The organism is Emticicia aquatica, from assembly GCF_923079645.1.
Lineage (GTDB): Bacteria > Bacteroidota > Bacteroidia > Cytophagales > Spirosomataceae > Emticicia > Emticicia aquatica.
Genome location: NZ_CAKLPY010000001.1, coordinates 73654 through 95422, shown reverse-complemented (window position 1 = coordinate 95422; position 21769 = coordinate 73654). Strand labels below are relative to the sequence as shown.

Below are 21769 nucleotides of genomic sequence, written 5' to 3'. Positions count from 1 at the left end.
GTTATAGCTGGTTGAATCAATGATGATTTTTAATAAAATTTATTAAAACAATCTTTATTAAAAAAATTTATTAAAGATAATTATATTTGATGGAAATATAATTATTCTACAAAAAAAACTTATTTTTCTTGTATTTATACAATTTTAAAATCAGTTTTAAGCCATTTATTCAACCTAATCAATCATTTACATGAAAAAAACATTGATCCGTTCAACCTTCATTCTTGCTACATTGGTAGGAACAGCAGGTTTATTTGCCTACAAACCACCTATAAAAAAAACAACGATTGCAGAAGCAATCAAGCTTCCAGCAGGTTTTTCGGCAACCATTCTCGGTACTGATTTAGGAGCAACTCGACACCTTACTGTTTCAAAAAACGGTGATATTTACGCCAAATTATCAAAATTAAAAGATGGAAAAGGCATTTTGCTCATGCGTGACACCAACAAAGACGGTGTAATTGATGAAACAAAATACTTCGGAAATTATCCTGGAACGGGCGTTACCATCAAAAATGGCTATTTGTATGCTTCTTCAAATACAGGTGTGCTTCGCTATAAACTCAATGAAAAAGAAGAAATTATTGATACCGAAAATCCCGAAAAAATTGTTGACGGTTTGGTTGATAAAGGTCGTGACAATGCCAAACCATTTGTGCTTGACAACAACAATCAAATCTATGTAACCGTTGGCTCTTACAATGACCCATGTCGAGAAAAAGGCACTGGAAAAGGAATCATGCCTTGCTCAATTTTGGATTCGGCAGGCGGCATTTGGAAATTCAATGCCGAAAAATTGAATCAGACTTTTTCGGATGGCATTCGCTATGCAACTGGCTTAAAAAATGCAGTCGGTACAGCTTGGAACTCAAAAACTAATACGCTTTTTGCCACTGTACATGGTCGTGGACAATTTCATGATTTTTATCCGCAATATTATACGCCACAACAAAGTGCCGAAATGCCCGCCGAAACATTGTATGAACTTCATCAAGGTGATGATGCTGGTTGGCCGTATATTTATTATGACCAATTTCAGAAAAAGAAAATCGTTGCTCCCGAATATGGTGGTGATGGAAAAAAAACTGGGGGCGAAAAAGCAATTAATCCAATTGTAGCTTTCCCAGCTCATTTGGGCCCAAATGACTTACTTTTTTATACAGGAAAAATGTTTCCTGCCAAATACCGCAACGGTGCATTTATTGCTTTTCATGGACAATCGCCCGAACTCAAAAAAGGCTATTTAGTTGCATTTGTACCTTTTGTTAATAATAAACCTTCGGGGAAATGGGAGATTTTTGCTGATAATTTTGCAGGAATCGACCTCGTAAAACCGACTGGCCCAGTACAACATCGCCCATGTGGATTGGCACAAGGCCCCGACGGTGCTTTGTACGTAAGCGATGATTTAGGTGGAACTGTTTATAGAATTACTTATAAAAAATAGGTTTCTTTGCAATAAAAAAACGGTCTGAACAAATGTTTGTTCAGACCGTTTTTAGCATTAAAAAGCTTCTTTTATCTTGCCGAAACGATTTCGATGTCAAAAATCAAAGGAGAATTTCCTGGAATATCTCTACCTGCACCAGCCGAGCCATAACCCAACGAAGAAGGAAAAATAATTGTACCTTTTTCGCCTACTTTCAATTTGGCAATACCTTCGTCGAAACCACCAACAACTTGACCAACACCCAAAGTGAAGCTGAAAGTACCTGCATCAAATTGTTTATCAGTTAGCAATCGGCCAGCATACTTTACCGTAACAGTTTGGCGAGTTTTCAATACTGCACCATTGGCATTAGGCGAAGTAAGAATAAAACGTAAACCCGAAGCGGTTTTTTCGGTAATAATCAAGTTTTTACTTTTGATATAACTTTCTATTTGCTCATCTTCAGTACCAGAAAAGCCATCTTTTTGACATGCTGCCATCATTATTGAAATTATAATTACAAAAAATAAATTGAATTTAAACATAAAGCTTCCTTTAGTGTTAGGTGTTTTTGAAATAAAGAGACCAAAATTAAGGAAAAAATACTATAAACTTAACTACTCTCATTCAACTATAATTCAAATACTTAAATCATAAGCTTCAATCTCACAATTTTGTAAATCTTCAAAAGCAAAAGTTCCTTTTTCAGTTGCCAAAATCAGTTCATTTTCCCAACCCGAGGGGCGATAGATTTTTCCTTGCAGTTTTCTGAAATTCTGCTCTACAAAGTGCTCAATATCAGATTCTACAATGATTTTTTTGAATTCAAAATTCTTATTCAGATAAGAAATTAGTTTGCTTCTAAAAATAGTTCTTGTGTTTTTCTTAAAGATTTCTTTTTGTGCTGTACCACTCTGAATATAAGCCGCTACTACAAACAAAAAATTGATATTATAGGCTTGCAGTATCAAGGTATCTCTATCAAAAAGTCGGTTGATAAAATGTTTATTTCGCTTGAAATTTTCTTTAAAATCTAAACCATTATTCCGAAAATCAAGATTATCATTCACAAAGGCACTAATGAAGAAATTAGGTGTGATATTATAGCCTTCGGTGAGTTCGTCACGGTAACGAACTTGCATAGTGTTTTCACCCGCATTGAGCCAATTGATATTATACTGAATCACGTTTTTGGCATACGTATATTGCTTTTCACGGTCATATTTGCTCAATTTGGCATTTGCTCCGTAATATTTACTGTCTGCTATATGATAAATTGTATCTTGATTAGACAGCAAATCTTGATACTCATAAATATGGTCTAAAACCTTTCTATCGTCTTGTTTTTTCAAGCCTTTGGGTAGGTTTTCTTCTGCCAAAAGACTATCAATCATGTCTTCAAACACGATATTAAAATCTCTGACTAGCAAGACTTCTTTAAACGATTTTTGAGCTTTAATTTTTTCGTTTCGCTCACAAAAAACGTATAACAAATGCCACAATTTCAGCAGTTTATCATTAAAATACTTGTATTTGATGCGTTTGAGGGTACGAGTGCCATTATTGATAAAATGCTTAAACTCAGCAACCGAAAGGGTTTTATAAAGCGAATTGATGGGTATTTTTAGAAAATATTTTTGGTTGAATGATTGAAGCACACTCATAAAAAGCACAATCAACTCTTCATCATAATGAACCGTTTTCTGTTTATTGAGCGTATCGAGATAGTGGGGCGAACCATTCTGAAAATAGGCTGTTTTTCGACTGATGGTTTTCGTCCAATCGGTCTTGTGGTTTTGCGAACTATTGGTTTTCTTGATAAATGTAAAAAGTTGTTGATGCTCTTGGTTGAAGCGAATCAGACTCCGCATGATTTCGAGTTCGGAAATAGCCTGCTGACCAATATTTGAAACCACTTGAGCGAGGTCAGAGGTTTCGCTGATGCTGCTCTGTATATTGCGTTCTTTAAATTTTTTGATTGATAAAAACAGCCAAGTAGTCATTTCATACAGAAAACCCAGTTTATTTTCTGCTTTTAGAGCATTACGTGTTTTTTCATTAGATGCTAAATCTAAAAAATCGGTAGGGTCGAAATTACCAAATACTTTTCCCGAATCATCAAGAAAAACTTTTGGTAAAATCATTACTGGCTGTGCTTGGCGGCTGGCATCAAAATAATAGCCCACATAATTGATTTTACAACGAAAACCATCAGCCAAAGGCAAATAATAGCGTTCGCTTAGAATCGGCTCAAGTTGTGAGATTTCGTAATGATATTCTTCAAAAAGTATTATCATGCAATGATGCCATTAAATTCCAAAAAGCCTTTCAGTTTTACTAAATCATACTCGCCTGCCTTGATGAAAAGTTCGTTGTATGAAAAAATAGTATCCACATCACCTTCTTTGCTTTTGAAAATCGTATTGCCCGACTCGTGTTCATCTTTGTAAACCTCTGTCCATAAATAAAATAGTACTTTGTTTACAAATTGCTCTTTGCTGATAATCAATTGACTACCATCTTTTTCAGGACTCATATCTTTCGGACTCACAAAACGATTCCCCAGTTTTTTATCATCCGATTTTGTGGCTTCGTGTATTTGCTTATTAATTTTTGAAATAAAATCGCTCCAAAGAAAGCTGATTTCTTCATCAATTTGTACGGTTATTTGTGCGGCATCGCTCATATCAATTGGCACATATTCCCACTCCCATCTACGTTTGAAAGCCGCATCCATCGGAAAAAGCGATTGGTCGGAGGTGTTCATGGTGGCGTAGATAAGCAAATTAGGTGGAAGTTTGATTTTATTTGCTAAATCTACCGATTCGAGATACTTGCCCAATTCTGCATCGGCTTCACTCTCATAGACAGAATACCCTTCATCACCTCTATCTAAACACTGAAAAATATCGCCAAAAACTGAGGCACAATTTCTTTATCTTAACTTATTTCACATATCTCACAGTTGTTCCGTTCAATTTAGGATTTTAAGACAATTCTCATTTAAATCATTTTTTTCAATCTGTAATTTTGATACATCTTTGACCATTATATCCGTAATACTCAGCTTAGAAAATGGTAATACAACTTCACATGAATAAGTATTTTTATCTATGCTATTTAACTCAAATAAGTAATTTGTAAAGCTATACCCTTGAAAATGATAATCAAGTTTTTTCAAAGTATCTTTAAACCAAAAATAGTCATCTTCATTAAAACTCTCGTTCATTTGAGTTGTTTTGGATTTGTAACATAAGGCCTGATAGAGATTATCGTATGATATAATAAATTCAACCAATCCACCTATCATAAAACGATTTGGCAGACCTTTAAAACTTAATTTTACTTCTTCGACCATAGTTTTAAAACAGTTTAGTGTATAGTTTTTTCAATAGCCAATTAATACAATACCCTTCAATGGTAACTGTAATCTACCATTGATATATAGTGTTTCTATAAATGCAAATATGCTCTCAAAATCATCTGTACCCGCATACGTATTTCTTACTGCAAGAATAAGGTACTCTACCGTAGGCATCATACAAGCTTGAAAAATATCTTTCAAAAACTGATTATTTCGATATGCTCTTCCTGCTTCAACTTCGAGTATTATTTTAAAATCATCACTTATTCCATCAGCATCAAAAAATTTATCAATTCTATTATTTAATCCAAAAAGCACAGGGACTTTGATTTTATCATCTCTACTTTTACTCTTTTCAATTTTAAAGTTAATTTTTTCTAAATCTTCTCTTACAATCTCTAATACTTCATTACTACTCAAATTAAATTTATGAGAGTCTATCAGAGAGTGTTTCAACTCAAAACAAGTGATAACATCTCTTACTCTATCTGAAATCCCAAATGACCTCGGGAATAATTGATAACGAAGTTTCATTATAAGTTTTCATTTAAACCTCTAAAACATGTTTCATATTTTTAGAGTCTAAATATTTAGTTAAAAGTTACATAATCAATTTTCAATCAACTGAACCTGAGAAGAATATTCTTTAAATTTTTCATCGGCAGAAATGATTGGGATATTCTCGCTCAATGAAGTTGCGAGCAATAAACGGTCAAATGGGTCTCGGTGGGTATCTACTAATTGTATTCTTTCATAAGCTTCAATATGAGCATTTTTCAAACTTAAAATCTCAAAACCATCTTTCAGAATTAGATTTATCAAATCACTCATTGATAAATCTAATTCTGAAAGTTTTCCAATTTTTTGTTTAATGGCAATTTCGTAAAGACTTATCTGACTAACACCAATATTATTGTTTTCTAAAATCTCTCGTACTTTAGAAGATAACTTATTTGGAGATATAACCGACCAAATGAGAATTTGAGTATCAATAATAAAGTCCATCACATATAGTCTTTTAAATCATCTATAGGCTCATTAAAATCATCGGGTATATTGTAGCCTTTTCCTGCTAAACTTCCCAATTTTACACCTTTTTTCTTCTTTTTGGGCAAAGTTTCTACTTCCTCCATAAACATAATTACTACTTTCGTTTTTTTGCTGGTTGGAGGAGTTTCGGTCAAAACAAATTGTCCGTTTTCGTAAATACCATTAATAGCCGTGTACATAAGCTTATTTTTTAAAACCCTAAAACTCCCTGCACGGTATTTTTAGAGCGTATGTATTTAATTTTTTCTTCGGCAACTCTTAGCACTTGCTCAGAGTTGGTTTCGCCAACGAGGTCGTAGGCAACTCGGTCGGAGAGATACAGCACCAAGAGGTCTTGCTCATCTAAGGCAAACATCTCGGCCAATTTCGTAATATGCTCACGGTTGGGATGGCGGAGGTTTTTCTCAAATTTGGCAAGCGTACTGGTATCAATATCTAACTGAGCCGCTACTTTTCGCAAAGGTAGATTTTGCTGCTCACGGTGCTGCCGTATTACTTCGCCAAACGTCTTTTTTATGGCATCCATAAATTTTGGAGATTATATTTTGGACAAAAATTGTCAATAAAAATAGAATTTCAAAATTTTGCTTTACTTATTTATCAAAAAATGCTCAAATACAAAAACATACTTACAAATACCCAAATCATATTTTAGAAGCATTGTAGGTTTAGGCAGAAATATCCCATAAATTAGTGTTCATTTTCAATCCTCAGCCAAGTTAAAAAATGCAAACCAACACCAAATTGTTAATTGTCTTAATTTCCTTACTTTTCTCAAAATCCCTGACCGCCCAAACCACAAAAACCACATCAGGAAATCCGATTGTTGAGGGTTGGTACGCTGACCCCGAAGGTGTGATTTTGAACAAAGAATTTTGGGTGTTCCCGACATTCTCGGCCAAATACAAAGATCAAGTTTTTTTAGATGCTTTTTCATCGAAAGACATGGTAAATTGGACAAAATACCCACGAATCATTGATACTTCGGCCGTAAAATGGGCAAATAAGGCAATGTGGGCTCCAAGTATCGTTAAAAAAGATAATAAATATTTTCTGTTTTTCTCGGCCAATGATATTCAGAGTTCTGAGCGTAAAGGCTTCGGAGCGAATAATCCCGACAAAGATGATAAAATCGGGGGCATCGGTATTGGCGTGGCATCTCGTCCCGAAGGGCCTTACAAAGATTATTTGGGCAAGCCGCTTATCAATCAGTTTTACAACAAAGCCCAACCGATTGACCAATACGTTTTTCAAGACAAAGACAAGCAATATTATATCATGTATGGTGGTTGGGGACGCTGCAATATCGCCAAACTCAACAAAGATTTCACGGCTTTAGTACCTTACGAAAATGGCGATTTAGTGAAAGAAATCACGCCAAAAGGCTACGTAGAAGGCCCCACGATGTTTATTCGCAAAGGAAAATACTATTTGATGTGGTCGGAAGGTGGTTGGACAAATGGCACGTATAAAGTTGCCTACGGGGTTTCGGACAATGTTTTTGGGCCTTTCGAGAAAAAATCTACTATTTTGGTGGCCGACGAAGCGGTGGCTACTGGTGCGGGGCATCACTCGGTGATTAATATTCCAAATACTGATGAATGGTACATTGTTTATCACCGTCGCCCAATTCCGAATCTCGACCGTGACCATCGTGTGGTGTGCATCGACCGAATGTATTTCAACGAAGATGATTCTATCAAAGATATAAAAATGACTTTTGAAGGAGTGAAAAAAGTAAAATTGAAATAGTATTAAGCACAAAAATATTCCATGAAAAATAAGCTATTTTTTCTATCAATTTGCCTAATAAATCTTAATTTATTGGCTCAAAACAATTACAAAGGAAAACCTTGGAATGATACTTTTCAAATAATTCCTGGCAAATTGGAATGTGAGAAATATGATTTAGGCGGTGAAAATATTGCGTATCATGATAAAGATAGCCTCAATAATGGTAGCGGAAAACTTAACCCCAATGATGGCACGTTTTACAATACTTTTCGTATTAAAGAAGGCGTAGATATTTCGTACACCAAAGCACGAGACATTGATAATAATCCCTATAATTTTGTTGAACCTCAAATGGAACAATTATACGTGGGTTGGACAGAAGCTGGCGAGTGGATTAAATATTCGATTGAGGTAAATGAAACTGGCGAGTACGAAGGAACACTCATGTACACCGCCAATGCTGATGCAAAAATAGCAATTGATATTGACGAAAAACCTTGGCTTGACCCTGTTTTAATCAAATCAACATTCAATGAAAAAGACCCAATCGCTTGGAGACAGTGGCATCATTGGAATAAACAAGTGATTTTTAGTTCGCTAAAACTAACTAAAGGCAAGCATATTCTAACACTCAAAACCGTCGAAAAAGGCAATATGAACTATGATTTTATTGATTTTAAAAAAGTAAAATAATATGAAAACAACTGTTTTTTTTACGCTATTTGTATGTTGTTTTTTACAAATAAATGCCCAAAACGACATTAAAATCTCAAAAGATATTGTCTATGCAGAAGCCGACGGCAAGAAACTCAAACTGGATATTTATCAACCAAAAGTTCAAAAAGAACCTTATCTGATTGTTTGGGTACATGGTGGAGCGTGGCATTCGGGCAGCAAAGAAAACCCTCCTTTGGGGTTACTGCCTTTTGGATATGCTTTGGCAAGTGTCGATTTTCGAGCAAGCACCGAAAAACCTTTTCCTGCCAATATCCATGACATCAAAGCCGCCATTCGTTTTCTGAGAGCAAATGCCAACAAATATGGTTATAACGCTGATAAAATTATTATTTGGGGAAGTTCGTCAGGCGGACATTTAGCCGCTTTGGTTGCTACAACTAACAATAACATGGCTTTAGAAGGCAATTTGGGAGATTTCACTCATACTTCTTCTTCGGTGCAGGTTTGTATTGATTTTTTTGGGCCAACCAATTTTTTAACAATTCTCAATCAATCAACTCCACATGGCTTAAATGTTCGTTTACCTGCTTTAGCAATTTTACTCGGAAAACCTTTAGAACAAGCAAACGAATTAGCAAAATTGGCGAGTCCTGTTTATCAAGTTGATGCCGCTGACCCTCCTCTTTTTATTGTTCATGGTGAGCAAGATATTCAAGTTCCTATCAATCAATCTATTGAGTTGATGAGTGTTTACAAAAGCAATAATTTAAAGGTTCAGATTGAATTTATTCCTAATGCAGGACACTCAGACCCTGCTTATGCAAAAACTGAATTAATGGAAAAAATCAATGACTTCTTGAAAAAAATCCTTTTTTGATAAATATCATAAATCCAATAAAAACCGTTTACTGATTTGGTGTCAAAATTGTAGCAATTGATAGCAACGCAACCTCTTAGATTATTAGGCCGTATCTATTATTTATTAACCTCAAATTAAGTATTCATGAAAAGTTTCTTTCTTCTTTTTTCATTCGTAGTTTTATTTACAAGCTGTACGTCGTCTGATGATGTGAGTACAGACAGTACAAAAGTAAGTGGTATTTGGAAAGTAAAATCATTTATTGATAATAAAAGCCGTGACCGTACAGCAAATTATGCTCCTTATAGTTTTGAATTTAAAACGACTGGCGAAATAATTGTGACGAGTAGCAGTCTTAAATACAACGGAACTTACGCTACTATTACAGATAGCGGTCAACAAAAGTTTAATATCGTGATTGCAGCAAATGACGATACAATATCAGAAATCAGTGAAGACTGGATTATGAGCGAAAAAACTGATACTACAATGAAACTCACCAAATCAAGTGGTGGCAATGGTGGTACTAAAACTTTGATTTTTGGAAAATAATTAAAAAAAGAAAGGCAAGCTTTATTGGGCTTGCCTTTCTTTTTTTGTTAAAACAGTTTCTCTTGTGGTGGTTTAGCACCCTTCAAGCGAATATAAACGGTGGTTTGTCCTCGATGATGCGTTTGATGCTCAAAGCATTTATTGATTATCAATCCTCTTGCCATTTCTCCCCTAAAAAACGGAACTTTTCCGCTTAAATCTTCTGGTTTGATAGCCGTAATAGCACTAATCACAAAATCATAACTTTCCATTACTAATTTTACAGTAGCAGCTTTTGATTTGTCCGCCGATTTTTCGGCTGCACCTCTTTCAATTGGACTTTTAATACCACTTGCTGCAGAGGCAAAACCAAAATTAGCATCAGTCAAATGGAGCATTTGCTCGGCAAATGAACGCATTTCGGGCGAAGGTTTAAAACCATAGCCATCTTCAGGCATCGCATCCAAATATTCTTTAGTATATTCTTTTGCACGTTGCCAATCGGCAAGCATTTGGTCTTTATCTTGGGCAAAAGTGACATTTGACATGCCAATTAAGGCAAAAAATAGGCATAAAATTGTTTTCTTCATGGTTGAAAGGTTTAATTATTGCGTTTAAATAACCAAAATTTTTGTCGAGTAGTTCAAGTCTTACTTTTCCATCGGATGCTCTGAAAGAAGTTTTGACACATTATATATGTCTTTTTGATTAACCACCGACGCTCGTACAACTTTCACCTTTTCTGGTGAAATGGCTGACGCTCTATTCCCAAATGAATTTCTTACATAAGTCAATACCGCTGCTACTTCTTTATCATTGAGCAATCCTTCAAAAGGTGTCATTGGTACTTGTCCAGGATAAATTTTTCCGTTTACATCAATTTGTCCCATTAAGCCTTTCAGAATAATTTTTATTGCTCGTTCTTCATTTCCTTGTACCCATTTTGTACCAGCAAGTGGAGGAAAACCTGACGCAGAAAGTCCATTTCCATCTGCTTGGTGGCAAGTTGAACAATAGCCTTCTTTGGCATAAATTGTTTTTCCTAATTTAAAAAGTGTCAATTCTTCTCCTTTTAATGTTGAAGTTACGGCTATCTCTTTTTCCTTTCTAACGGATTCTCCTTTTAGATGAGCAACAGCAGTTTCGTGAGCATAAATCATCCAATCGTCTAAAGGTTTCTTTTTAGCTTCTGCCAAAATCGGTAAACCTTTTTCTTTGCCAATCCACGAAGCAGCAACGATGGCATCAAGTCGAACTCGGCTATTTTCGTCACGGGCGGCTTGCATTAATAAAGCGGCTTGGTCAGGCACTTGATGTCCCGTAAAACGCAAAACTTCAACGGCTGCTGCTCTTGCATGATAATCTTTGGCTCTCAGCATTTGACGCAAAAGTTTCTGGTCAACTTTATTCAGCCCCCAACTTACCCAAAGAGCCTCTAAAACATGATGCTCATAATTTGGATCGGTTTTATCTAAATTAGCAACCCATTTAGTGATTTTTGGCAAAACCTCTGCTGCATTTCGTCCTCTTAACTCTCGACGAGTACGGTAACGAGTGCGGTATTCGGGTAATTTCAAATTATCCAAAAGGGTTTCAACGCTCGCACCTGCTATTTTGGCAGGAATTACCAATGGTCTTGACGGATATGTTACTCGGTAAACTCGTCCATGCGAGTGGTCACGCAAGGGGTCACGGGCGTTGTGTTGCATGTGGCCGATAAGAATATTGTGCCAATCAATGATATAAAGTGAGCCATCTGGAGCAATTTCCATATCTACAGGACGGAAATTTCGGTCTTCACTCACCACTAAATCTTGGCGATGTTTGGTTTTATAACCTGTGCCGTCGTCACTTACAGCGTGTTGTTTTGTTCCTAAAAAACCAATTGTGTTATTGATGAGCATATCGCCTTGCACTTCATCTGGAAAATGACGGCTCGAAATAAATTCTAATCCCGAAGTAGGACGAACCATTTGGTCTTTTTCAATCAATTGTACCCCTTTGTGCGTAGCCTCGCCGTATCTTGGTAAAACAGTTCCTGGCATCATCCAACGTACATCGGGGCTTGATGTTTCTGCAAAAAATGGTTGTCCCCAATAATCAAATGCAATTCCCCATGGATTTGGAATAGATAATTGAGCAGTACGCTCTAACTTACGTAATTGTGGACTATATCTATAAAATCCGCCATTGGTTGCTCTGACTGTTCCATAAGAAGTTTCAACATTTGTATGTAAAAACACACCTTCCCCCGAATAAATCGCACCAGATGGGTCAACACAAAAAGCATGACTATTGTGATGGGTGTCGTGGTCGTCGTATCCGCTCAACATGATTTCTACTTTGTCTGCCTTATCATCGCCGTTGGTATCTGTATAAAGTTTAAGGTTTGTTCCTTGCGAAACAAATACACCTTCGTGCGTAATTTCAAATCCTAGTGGCAAGTGTAACCCATCCACAAAAACGGTTTGTTTGTCGGCTTTTCCGTCATTATTGGTATCTTCCAAAATCAAAATTTTATCATTTGGTTTCGATTCACCTGGTTTGTAATGAGGATAACTTGGCATGACCGCCACCCAAAGTCGCCCTTTATTATCAAACGACATTTGTACAGGTTTTGACAGGTCTGGAAACTCTTGTTCGGAAGCAAAAAGCTCAATTTTATAACCCGTTGGCACTTTCAATTTACTCAAAGCATCTTGTCCATAGAGATATTCCAAACTACCATTTTTTTCAGGATTAAAATTGGTTTTTACAGGTGGTAGTGTTCGGGTATTTTTATCTGCCGCTGCTATGTCAAACACTTCACCTTTCGATGCAGCTAACCAAATAGCTTTATCACGGATGTCAGTCATTTGTCGAATTTTCTCAATTTCAGCAGGATAATTATCAGGTCCAAATGGGTTGTATCGGCGGCCATAAACATGCACGCCATTTGGAACTTTGAAATCATTGTGCCACATCCAGTTTTTTTCCATGACCGCATCAAAAATCATCTTTTTTCTTGCTTCGGCTTTAGCGACGGCTTTTCCAAAAATCTTATCTGAAAGCAACACACCCAATTTTTTATAGCCTTCTTCATTGAGTTGCGAGCCATCAATTGTCAAAAACTCTTTGGTGGTTTCATACCAATTTTTTGAAGGAGTGAAAGCATCAACAAAAATAACCGTTTCGGTATGTCGATTGTATTGTGCAACCACTTCTCTCATGGCGTTTGTATAAAGCTGTAGATTTGCATTTTCTTTTACGCCATTTGGCAAATCATACTTACTGGTCAAGTCTTCAAATGCAATGGGAGAAACGATTGCTAATTGTGGAGCATTTACACCATTATATTTTTGACTTAATGAATATTTGATAAAAGCATTTAATTCGGCCTTAAAATTTACCACGCCAGTTTTGCCTCGAAATGATTCGCTATAACCGAAAAAAGCTATAATTACATCTGTTTTCAACCTTGAAAGCCATTGGTCAGGCGAATCAAAATGTCCTTCACTATTAGAGTTTGTGGCATATTCGGTTTGAAATTTCTCTGCTCCAGCAAATGCCCAAGGTAGATTTCGACTTGCATGCGGTCTAAAACCTGGCGTGTCGCCGCCGTCACACATATTCCTAATAAATAGCGAACTGTCGGGGTAACGTACGTGCATTTCGGTTTCAAAATAATCGTAGTTTATCATTCTTGAGCCAAGATTTCCGCCAATCATAGAAATGTGACTTCCTTTTTTAATTTTAATTATTTCAGGCGGAATTGGTTGAAATGAGCTAACCAAAAATATTGTAAGAACAAAAATGGTAAGTAATATTTTGATATTTATTTTCATAAGTGTTAGTTTTTGCTTGTAACTAAATGAAGCCTATCAGTCTAGTTTTATTTGACCATTCCTCGATAAGGTACATTAATATCGATTTTACCTTTCCATTTTTTAGGTACTTTTTTGCCTAATGCCCAATGAATAGCGTTAATAACAAGGTGTTGAAAAGCTTCCACTTGAAAATCTTCTGGATGACCCATCGTTGTAGTAAAAATCTTCGCACCAAACGAATTTGTACCAGTCCATGCAACTGGATTTTCGATTGCAGCTTTATCTGGATTTACCGATTTGCCCATCAATAACCATTCTGAACCTTTAGTTGGATAATCAGGTAAAACGCGATAAAGCCACGAACGCACATGAAAATTTGGGGCAACGCCTATCAAAATTGGGTGTTTTTTTGCTGCTCCGATAACGGAAACATCAGTGCTACTTTCGTGTCCGTAATGCGTGTGTGCAGCTTTTCCACCCCAACCTGGAGGAGCGTTGAGGGCAAATTCGCCAAAGGCATTCCATTTTTCTGAAACATCACCTTTTGGAAAATTAAAGGCATGTGTTGTTGTGCGAAAGCCCATTACTGGTTTACCAGATTTTAAATATTTGTCAATGTGTTCGAGCTGTTCGGGGGGAAGCTGCCGCCAACGAAGATAAAAAACTACTAAATCGGCTTCTTGCAAAACCTCTAAACCAGGAATATCCTTTTCAGCATTTTGATTCGGATAAGCTTTCAAAACTTTGGTTCGGAAACCGTAGTTTTTTTCTAATTCCGCGGCAATCAATGGAAGCGTAAATTCACCGCTATATTCGTGGTCGCCTGTTACGAACACCACAAGTGGCTTTTTGGCTTGTCCTGATGCATTATTTATGCACAGATTTACCAACAAAAAGCTTAAAAAAGTTAAGATTTTGTACATTAAGTTTTTATAGATTGAGGTTGATTTGAAGGCAATTGCCTTTCTACCCATAAAAATAACCTATAATTTCAATTAAATATCATTTTAAAAAGAAATTAATAAAAAAATTTAAGAATACACTTTTATCTATTTTCTAGATAATAATTATTTTCCGAATACATCCTTTGTTCTTTGAATAGATTGGAATGGTTTTTGGGTAATCTTTCCTTAAAAACCAAAAACTTTGAACTATGCGTTTTGTATTGAGCCTTTTGCTGTTTACTCATTCTTTTTTTGCTTTCAGTAATAATATTATTGCCGACACAACATTTTCAATTATTGCTTATACGCCCACTACTATTTGTGGAAACGACTCGGTGTATTTAGCGGCCTCACCATGTGCGGGTAGAATAGTTTGGAGTGATGGAGAAACTACCAACTACAATTTTGTCAATCAAGCTGGTAGTTATACAGCTTTTTGCGAAGCAACCAACGAAACATCAAATGCAATTACTGTTACGATAAAGCCAACACATCCAAAACCAACAGTAAGCCTTAGTGTAGTTGATTTTCAAAATGTACTTACGGCAAGCCCTTGTAGTGGTGAAATTTATTGGAATAATGGCTCGGTTGGAACATCTATAACCGTTACCGAAAATGGTGTTTATTATGCCTTTTGTAGAGGAACATTGTGCGAAAGTCCACCATCAAACTCATTTAATACAAATGTAGTTCCTACGCCCCTAGTTTCAACTAACAAAACACAAATCTGCTCTGCTGAATCTGCTATTCTAACAGCAACTGGCTGTACAGGCACAATTACCTGGACTGGTGGCTTGACTGGCAGCTCTATTCAGGTAAGTTTTGCAGGAACGTATTCTGCTTATTGTTCTGCCGATGGACATCAAAGTCTTAATTCTGAAAATATTATAATTTCAAGTATTGATATTTTACCGCCCACAATTGCGAGTTCAAATGGTCAGCTATGTTTAAATCCGAGTGTAACTTTGTTAGCGTCAGGTTGTAATGAAGGTACAATTATTTGGAATAATGGCATTACTGCCACCTCAATTGAAGTGGCAGTAGCAGGTACTTATTCGGCTCAATGCCAAAATATTTGTGGGCTAAGTTTACCTTCAAATGTTATGACTATTGCAGCAGCCGGAAGCGTGCCAATGGGCCCAGTAATAAGCTCAACAAAAATGATACTCTGCGATGGTGAAGCAGCCACATTAACAGCAACAGGCTGTGTAGGAAACCTCATTTGGAACAATAATATGACATCAAGTACTATCCAAATAACACAATCTGGTACTTATTCGGCTACTTGTCATAACCAATGCGGTAGTAGCCCGCAATCGAATCTTATTATTATTACCACTTCTCCCCTTCCTTCTACACCGCTAATTAATTCTAATAAAACCATCATTTGTAATGGTGAAACAGCCACATTAACAGCAACAGGCTGTAACGGAACTTTAGTTTGGAACAATGGAATGACAACCAATTCGATAGTCATTTCTTTACAAGGCACTTATTCGGCTCTATGTCAAAATCTTTGCGGAAGCAGCAATGCCTCCAACCAAATTATTATTAGGTCATCCATTATCCCAACAACACCCCTAATTACAACAAATAAAATTATTATGTGTGATGGAGAAAAAGCAACTTTAACAGCAACAGGTTGTAACGGAACTTTACAATGGAGTAACGGAGCTACGATAAGTTCAATTCAGTTATCTTTCGCAGGAACTTACACCGCTAATTGTCAAAATATTTGCGGAAAAAGCGTTGAATCGAACCAAATTATCTTAAAAATGGGAAATACTCCAACCATTCCAAACATTACTTCAACCAAAACATTGATTTGTAATCAAGAAGCTTCGACACTTTCGGCAAGCAATTGCTTAGGAAATATTGCATGGAGCAATGCAAAAACAGGAAGTCAAATCACAGTGACAAACGGTGGTATTTATACAGCAAAATGTGAGACAATTTGTGGAATAAGTTTATCAAGTAACGCAATCAATATCATTGAAAAAAGTCTGCAATGCACACCTATTTCAATCATTAAAGTTAGAAAATAGGTTAAAATATAACATAAATAAGTGACTTGAATGTTACTTACTTCAATTACATTACAACCTTTTAGCATTAGTTTGAATCATTTGTTTAACTCACATTTAATTAAAACAATAAAAACAAATGAACACTATTTTCAAAACGACAATCTCGCTGCTATTATTTAGTCTTATTTCATGCGAAAAAACTGAATTAACAGCAAATAATCAAACCATTTCGATAAAGAATGGAACTGTCATTGGGAACATCAATCTGAGTGCTTATCGGCACGAGGTGGCATTATCGGAAACATCTTTGAATTATCAAATCCAAGACCGAGAAGATAAAGTTTTGAAAGAATGTAGTACTTCAGAGTCTGCTTCGGATTGGAATCAAATTTCAGCAAAAATTGATTTTGAAAAATTCAAATCTCTTCCTGCATTTAATGGAACAAGTGGCCCAGCATTAGGTGATGTTGGCTATGAATACATTGAAATAAAGCAAGATTCAGACAGTTACAGAATTTTATTTCCCACTGGTTCGGATGTAAAAGAAATAACTGATTTATTGAAAATGGTGCGAGCAAAAAGAGCATTTTTTGAGCAATCTTGTAAATAAGTAATCAATAACATAAAAAAGCGATGCAATCAAAATTATACTTGATTGCATCGCTTTTTATTATTCTACAAATCTCAACCTTTTAGTTCCAAAACACGGCTTGTCCAAGCTCGAACTTCATCGCACAAAGCAGGATTATTTACCAAAGGTTGTCCAAAAGAAGGAATCATTTCTTTGATTTTATTCTGCCAATTTTCCGAGTTCATTTTTTCAGGAAAACACTTTTTAATCACGTTCAACATTATCGAAACCGATGTTGAAGCCCCAGGCGAAGCACCCAATAAAGCAGCTAATGAACCATCAGCGGAACTCACAATTTCAGTTCCAAACTCTAAGACACCTCCTTGTTCTTCATCTTTCTTGATTACTTGCACACGCTGCCCCGCAATTTCTAGCTCCCAATCTTGCATTTTGGCAGTAGGCATAAAGTTTTGTAATGCTTCTAATTTTGCTTCTTCTGATTGCATGACTTCATGAATCAGATATTTTGTAAGCGGAATATTATCTAAGCCTGCTGAAATCATCGGAATTAGGTTTGTCCATTTGATAGACGCTGGCAAATCAAAATAAGACCCATTTTTCAAAAACTTAGTCGAAAAACCTGCGTAAGGCCCAAATAACAAAGCTTTTTTGCCATCAATCATACGAGAATCAAGGTGTGGAACTGACATCGGTGGAGCTCCAACAGAAGCTTTTCCATATACTTTTGCATGATGTTGCTCAATTACTGCTGTATTGATACATTTGAGCCATTGCCCACTTACGGGAAATCCACCAAAACCTTTTCCTTCAGGAATATCTGATTTTTCGAGTAAATGTAACGAACCTCCACCTGCTCCAATAAATACAAACTTTGCATTTACATCAAATTCTTGCTCGTCATTCAGATTTTTTACACCAATTGTCCAAAGTTTAGTATCTTTTCTATTTATCGTTTCAACCTCATGGTGTAAATGAATATTTACTCCCGACAAAGTATCTAAATAATCAAGTAAAGAACGGGTTAAAGCACCAAAATTTACATCTGTTCCGATGTCCATTTTAGTAGCTGCCACTTTTTGATTAATCTCTCGTCCTTCCATTACAATCGGCATCCATTCTCGCAATTGAGCATGTTCTTCCGAATATTGCATATCTTTGAATGGGTGATATTTAGTCAAAGCAGCGTATCTTTTTCTTAGATATTCTACATTTTCTTCGCCCCAAACAAAACTCATGTGTGGAATACTTCTGATGAAGTTTTCGGGCGAAGCAATAATTTTTTGTTCGACCAAATATGCCCAAAATTGCCTTGAAACTTCAAAAGATTCATCAATTGTAATCGCTTTTTTGCAATCAATTGAGCCATCTTCGAGTTCGGGCGTATAATTTAGCTCACATAAAGCCGAATGTCCAGTACCTGCATTATTCCACGCATCCGAACTTTCTCCCGCAATCATATCGAGTCGTTCAAAAATCTCGATTGTTAGGTCTGGTTGCATTTGTTTGAGCATAAGCCCAAGCGTTGCACTCATAATTCCAGCTCCTATTAGTACAACATCAGGGTTTTGATTGGTGGGTGGGTTTTGTGTCATTTGATAGAAAAAATAATAGAACGCAGCTGATAAAAACTGCGTTCTATTGCTATAAATTTATTGTGTTATAATAAACGAAATTTGTGTTTCGATATTGCTTACTTCCCAGCCCTACGCTCTATTTCGGCACGTTTAAGTGTAATTAAATGACCGATTGGTTTTCCAGCACGATAGGTAATTACTCGGAGTGTAATTGGGCCATCTGGCAACTCTATTGGCTGTGAATATTTGCTTGAATATTTATCAGGCATAGTGTCATCAATTGAATAGAAAATATCTAAATCAGCTATTTCGCTGCTCATTTCAAGGATTAATTTACCATTTTTATAGGTTGGTGAAATAACAGCATCATACACAGCTTTTGAAAAGCCTATTTCAGCAACCTCAGCACGGTCAAAATGATTTTCCATGCGTTTGCTAAAATTATCCCAATTTTTAGCAGATTTTTGCGACCAAAAAACTTCTGACAAAGCCCATGCACGTGGATAAGTCATGTATTCAGCATGACGTAATGTTGGCGTTTGTTCACTCCAAAGATTCCCTTGTCCACCCAAAATATATTTTGCGTCAACACCATCAGGAATAGGCTCATAACTATACGATTTGCTCACGCGTAGCCCAGCATAAATTGGTGGGTCAATGCTATTATCACCTTGATTATAATCAATGTATGCAAAAGTTGTTGGTGTCATCACTACATCATGGCCTAAATGTGCTGCTTCAATGCCACCTTTCACTCCTCTCCAGCTCATCACGGTTGCTTTGGGTGAAATTCCACCTTCCAAAATCTCATCCCAACCGATTAATTTCTTTCCTTTTGCTTCCAAAATTTTCTCCAAACGATTCATAAAATATCCTTGTAAATCTTCTACGTGGCGAATATTTAGTTGTTTCATCAAAGCCTGACAACCCGCATCAGCCGCCCAAAAACCTTTATAACATTCATCGCCACCAACATGAATATATGGATTAGGGAAAAGTGCTGCTACTTCTGTCATTACTTTATCCAAAAATTCATAAACCTTTTCATCAGAAGGATTCAAGGCATTTTCAAAACGCATTTTGAAAGTACCATTACCATACCAATCAGCAATATTTGACCCTGGATTTACGAACGTATTAGGGTCTTTTTTTGTACTCAACTCAGGGTACGACGCAATAGCAGCCATACTATGACCTGGAACATCAATTTCGGGAACAATCGTAACATTGCGTTCTTGGGCATATTTCACAATTTCTTTGATATCTTCTTGTGTATAAAAACCACCAACAGTTGCTTTTTCACCTGCTTTTGGCACTTCACGGTCACCAAAATGACCTGCTCTAGGCACTCGCCACGCACCAACTTCAGTTAATTTTGGCAAAGATTTTATCTCGATTCTCCAACCTTCGTCATCAGTTAAATGCCAGTGAAAAGTGTTGTATTTCAAGCGAGCGATGTCGTCAATATACTTTTTCACTTCAGCTTTTGTAAAGAAATTACGGCTTACATCAAGCATGATTCCTCTCCACGAAAAACGGGGATAATCTTTGATTTTCACTGCTGGGATCGACCAAACCGCCTTTGCGAGCATCTTACTTTCAATCTCTTTTGGTAAAAGTTGCAATAAAGTTTGAATACCGTAAAATAAACCCGCCGTTTGATTGGCCGAAATGATTATCGTTTTCGGTGTTACCTCAAAAGTATAGCCTTCTCTGCCCAACTCAGCAATAGGTGAATCATTCAAATTTAGTTGAATAATACCTGTTTTTCCTTCTTGTGCTTTTAAGATTAAACCTGTTGGAACGCTGATTTTTTGCAATAACATTTCGGCAGTTGCACTTGCTTCGGCTTTGTTATATGTTATTGTTGTTGCTTTTGTAAGCGTAAAAATGCCACTTGTTTGCTGTATTTCAACAGGTTGTGGAATCAAATTTAATGGCGTATTTTGGGCATTTAGGTTCAAAAAAGCAAAACTAAGTACCGAAAAAAGAACTTTTTTCATAGAGTTCATTGAAGAGTTTTGTTGATTAATGGGTTGAATTAAAGTACAATATTAACCTTGCGACAGGTAATTTCAAATCTATTTAAAAAAAATATTTTTAAAATTAAACTATTTAAAAATATTTTTTTTAAATAATCAATTATCTTTTCAGCCTCTTCGGTATTCTTTCTGATAAACGAGCGGCGATTTCCCAACTAAAGTTTTAAACTGGCGATTAAAATTTGAGATTGTATTATAACCACTTTCATAAGCAATTTGAGTGACATTGAGCGTACCTTCGTGCAGCAATTTACAAGCATAACCAATACGAATCTCAGCAATAAAGTCAAAAAATGATTTGTTGGTACGGCTCTTAAAATACCTACAAAATGCAGCATCGCTCATACTAACCAACGATGCTAATTCGCTCAAACGAACTTCTTCTTTGAAATGTTTCATCACATAATCATGTACTTTTTGCATACGTTCGGTTTCAGAAACTTTGTGCATATTTACATAACCAAGACTCGTAATATACTTATAATCAACTGTTTGAGACAACTCATGAAGCATTGATAATAATTTCAAAACTCGGTCAAAACCTTCTAGTTTAGTCAACTCTTGTAAACCATTCCTGATGTTGTCACGCATTGATTCTACAATATCCATTCCACGTTGACCATTCAACAAAAGTTGTTTAAGTCGATACATTTCTGATTTTTCAAAGAAACTATTTCCGAGAAAATCCTCTGTAAAATAAACGACAATTCCGTGTGTTCTCAAATCTGTATTTTGTTCAAAATAGGCTTTATCATTCCGCCAAAGATGCGGAATATTTGGCCCTAAAAAAACTGTATCACCCGCTTCAAAATGCTGAATATCATCTCCAATAAATCGAGTTCCATTTCCCTCAAAAACAGTAAACAATTGATAATGCGGATGAAAATGCCAACTCGAATCAAAATGTGATTCACGCAATTCCTGCACTTCAAAAGAATAAACCTGACTTTCTAATGTCTTTTTTAATAATTTCATAAAAATCCTCCATTGGCAAAATAAGTATATACGTATTTTTGCTTATTTTTCAGTAAATATATTTATAAATATCAAAATACAGTCATAAATAGTAAAACAAAGCATATTTTATATAATTTTTTTATGATAAAATTGCATATTAATTAAAACTATAAAAATTCCTG

General features: G+C 36.0%; 21 protein-coding genes. 7 read left to right on the top strand and 14 right to left on the bottom strand.

Features of this window, described 5'->3' with window-relative positions:
- The first annotated feature begins 190 nt into the window (after nucleotides 1-190).
- Nucleotides 191-1447 (top strand): PQQ-dependent sugar dehydrogenase, encoded by a 1257-nt coding sequence (locus MJQ71_RS00330; RefSeq protein WP_238803725.1) that lies wholly within the window; start codon nucleotides 191-193, stop codon nucleotides 1445-1447.
- Nucleotides 1448-1518: 71 nt separating this feature from the next.
- Here MJQ71_RS00330 and MJQ71_RS00325 read toward each other — a convergent pair whose 3' ends face one another.
- The 8 genes from MJQ71_RS00325 to MJQ71_RS00290 form a co-directional block, all read right to left on the bottom strand.
- The gene (locus MJQ71_RS00325; RefSeq protein WP_238803724.1) at nucleotides 1519-1929 is read right to left on the bottom strand and encodes an FKBP-type peptidyl-prolyl cis-trans isomerase; all 411 of its coding nucleotides are present in this window, start codon (nucleotides 1927-1929) and stop codon (nucleotides 1519-1521) included.
- Between the two features lie 138 nt (nucleotides 1930-2067).
- Entirely contained in the window at nucleotides 2068-3726 is a 1659-nt protein-coding gene (locus tag MJQ71_RS00320) for an LlaJI family restriction endonuclease (protein WP_238803723.1), read from the bottom strand.
- Nucleotides 3723-4271, bottom strand: coding sequence for a hypothetical protein (locus MJQ71_RS00315; protein WP_238803722.1), 549 nt, complete (start codon nucleotides 4269-4271; stop codon nucleotides 3723-3725). The genes MJQ71_RS00320 and MJQ71_RS00315 overlap by 4 nt, the downstream gene beginning before the upstream one ends.
- 132 nt (nucleotides 4272-4403) lie before the next feature.
- Nucleotides 4404-4787 carry a hypothetical protein gene (locus MJQ71_RS00310; RefSeq protein WP_238803721.1) on the bottom strand — a complete coding sequence of 128 codons (384 nt, stop codon included), beginning with the start codon at nucleotides 4785-4787 and terminating at the stop codon, nucleotides 4404-4406.
- Between the two features lie 30 nt (nucleotides 4788-4817).
- A complete protein-coding gene (locus tag MJQ71_RS00305; protein ID WP_238803720.1) occupies nucleotides 4818-5327 on the bottom strand; it encodes a hypothetical protein in 510 nt (169 codons plus the stop codon).
- A gap of 75 nt (nucleotides 5328-5402) precedes the next feature.
- Nucleotides 5403-5798, bottom strand: coding sequence for a type II toxin-antitoxin system VapC family toxin (locus MJQ71_RS00300; protein ID WP_238803719.1), 396 nt, complete (start codon nucleotides 5796-5798; stop codon nucleotides 5403-5405).
- On the bottom strand, nucleotides 5798-6022 hold the full coding sequence (locus tag MJQ71_RS00295) for a DUF2281 domain-containing protein (protein WP_238803718.1): 225 nt from the start codon (nucleotides 6020-6022) through the stop codon (nucleotides 5798-5800). The genes MJQ71_RS00300 and MJQ71_RS00295 overlap by 1 nt, the downstream gene beginning before the upstream one ends.
- An 11-nt stretch (nucleotides 6023-6033) precedes the next feature.
- On the bottom strand, nucleotides 6034-6369 hold the full coding sequence (locus tag MJQ71_RS00290) for a helix-turn-helix domain-containing protein (protein ID WP_374759603.1): 336 nt from the start codon (nucleotides 6367-6369) through the stop codon (nucleotides 6034-6036).
- 200 nt (nucleotides 6370-6569) lie between these two features.
- Here MJQ71_RS00290 and MJQ71_RS00285 point away from each other — a divergent pair, with 200 nt between their 5' ends.
- The 4 genes from MJQ71_RS00285 to MJQ71_RS00270 all read left to right on the top strand — a co-directional run bounded on the left by MJQ71_RS00285 (nucleotide 6570) and on the right by MJQ71_RS00270 (nucleotide 9666).
- Nucleotides 6570-7595, top strand: coding sequence for a glycoside hydrolase family 43 protein (locus MJQ71_RS00285; protein WP_238803716.1), 1026 nt, complete (start codon nucleotides 6570-6572; stop codon nucleotides 7593-7595).
- Nucleotides 7596-7616: 21 nt separating this feature from the next.
- Nucleotides 7617-8270, top strand: a complete 654-nt coding sequence (locus tag MJQ71_RS00280) for a carbohydrate-binding protein (RefSeq protein WP_238803715.1) — start codon at nucleotides 7617-7619, stop codon at nucleotides 8268-8270.
- A gap of 1 nt (nucleotide 8271) precedes the next feature.
- The gene (locus MJQ71_RS00275; protein ID WP_238803714.1) at nucleotides 8272-9132 is read left to right on the top strand and encodes an alpha/beta hydrolase; all 861 of its coding nucleotides are present in this window, start codon (nucleotides 8272-8274) and stop codon (nucleotides 9130-9132) included.
- Nucleotides 9133-9258: 126 nt separating this feature from the next.
- On the top strand, nucleotides 9259-9666 hold the full coding sequence (locus tag MJQ71_RS00270; protein WP_238803713.1) for a hypothetical protein: 408 nt from the start codon (nucleotides 9259-9261) through the stop codon (nucleotides 9664-9666).
- A gap of 47 nt (nucleotides 9667-9713) precedes the next feature.
- Here the strand turns inward: MJQ71_RS00270 and MJQ71_RS00265 are convergent, their stop codons facing one another.
- The 3 genes from MJQ71_RS00265 to MJQ71_RS00255 are packed head-to-tail and all read right to left on the bottom strand — an operon-like array spanning nucleotide 9714 to nucleotide 14374.
- Complete coding sequence (locus tag MJQ71_RS00265; protein WP_238803712.1) at nucleotides 9714-10235, bottom strand: DinB family protein; 522 nt, start codon at nucleotides 10233-10235, stop codon at nucleotides 9714-9716.
- Nucleotides 10236-10295: 60 nt separating this feature from the next.
- Nucleotides 10296-13469 carry a PVC-type heme-binding CxxCH protein gene (locus MJQ71_RS00260; protein WP_238803711.1) on the bottom strand — a complete coding sequence of 1058 codons (3174 nt, stop codon included), beginning with the start codon at nucleotides 13467-13469 and terminating at the stop codon, nucleotides 10296-10298.
- Nucleotides 13470-13516: 47 nt separating this feature from the next.
- Nucleotides 13517-14374, bottom strand: a complete 858-nt coding sequence (locus MJQ71_RS00255; protein WP_238803710.1) for a ThuA domain-containing protein — start codon at nucleotides 14372-14374, stop codon at nucleotides 13517-13519.
- A 230-nt stretch (nucleotides 14375-14604) separates the two neighbouring features.
- Here MJQ71_RS00255 and MJQ71_RS00250 point away from each other — a divergent pair, with 230 nt between their 5' ends.
- Nucleotides 14605-16440 (top strand): hypothetical protein, encoded by a 1836-nt coding sequence (locus MJQ71_RS00250; protein ID WP_238803709.1) that lies wholly within the window; start codon nucleotides 14605-14607, stop codon nucleotides 16438-16440.
- Between the two features lie 118 nt (nucleotides 16441-16558).
- Complete coding sequence (locus MJQ71_RS00245; protein WP_238803708.1) at nucleotides 16559-17032, top strand: hypothetical protein; 474 nt, start codon at nucleotides 16559-16561, stop codon at nucleotides 17030-17032.
- A 74-nt stretch (nucleotides 17033-17106) separates the two neighbouring features.
- Here MJQ71_RS00245 and MJQ71_RS00240 read toward each other — a convergent pair whose 3' ends face one another.
- The 3 genes from MJQ71_RS00240 to MJQ71_RS00230 all read right to left on the bottom strand — a co-directional run bounded on the left by MJQ71_RS00240 (nucleotide 17107) and on the right by MJQ71_RS00230 (nucleotide 21605).
- Entirely contained in the window at nucleotides 17107-18606 is a 1500-nt protein-coding gene (locus tag MJQ71_RS00240) for a malate:quinone oxidoreductase (RefSeq protein ID WP_238803707.1), read from the bottom strand.
- Between the two features lie 98 nt (nucleotides 18607-18704).
- Nucleotides 18705-20591: a beta-N-acetylhexosaminidase gene (locus tag MJQ71_RS00235; protein ID WP_238803706.1), complete on the bottom strand. Its 1887-nt coding sequence runs from the start codon at nucleotides 20589-20591 to the stop codon at nucleotides 18705-18707.
- Between the two features lie 147 nt (nucleotides 20592-20738).
- Complete coding sequence (locus MJQ71_RS00230; protein WP_238803705.1) at nucleotides 20739-21605, bottom strand: AraC family transcriptional regulator; 867 nt, start codon at nucleotides 21603-21605, stop codon at nucleotides 20739-20741.
- Nucleotides 21606-21769: the final 164 nt, after the last annotated feature.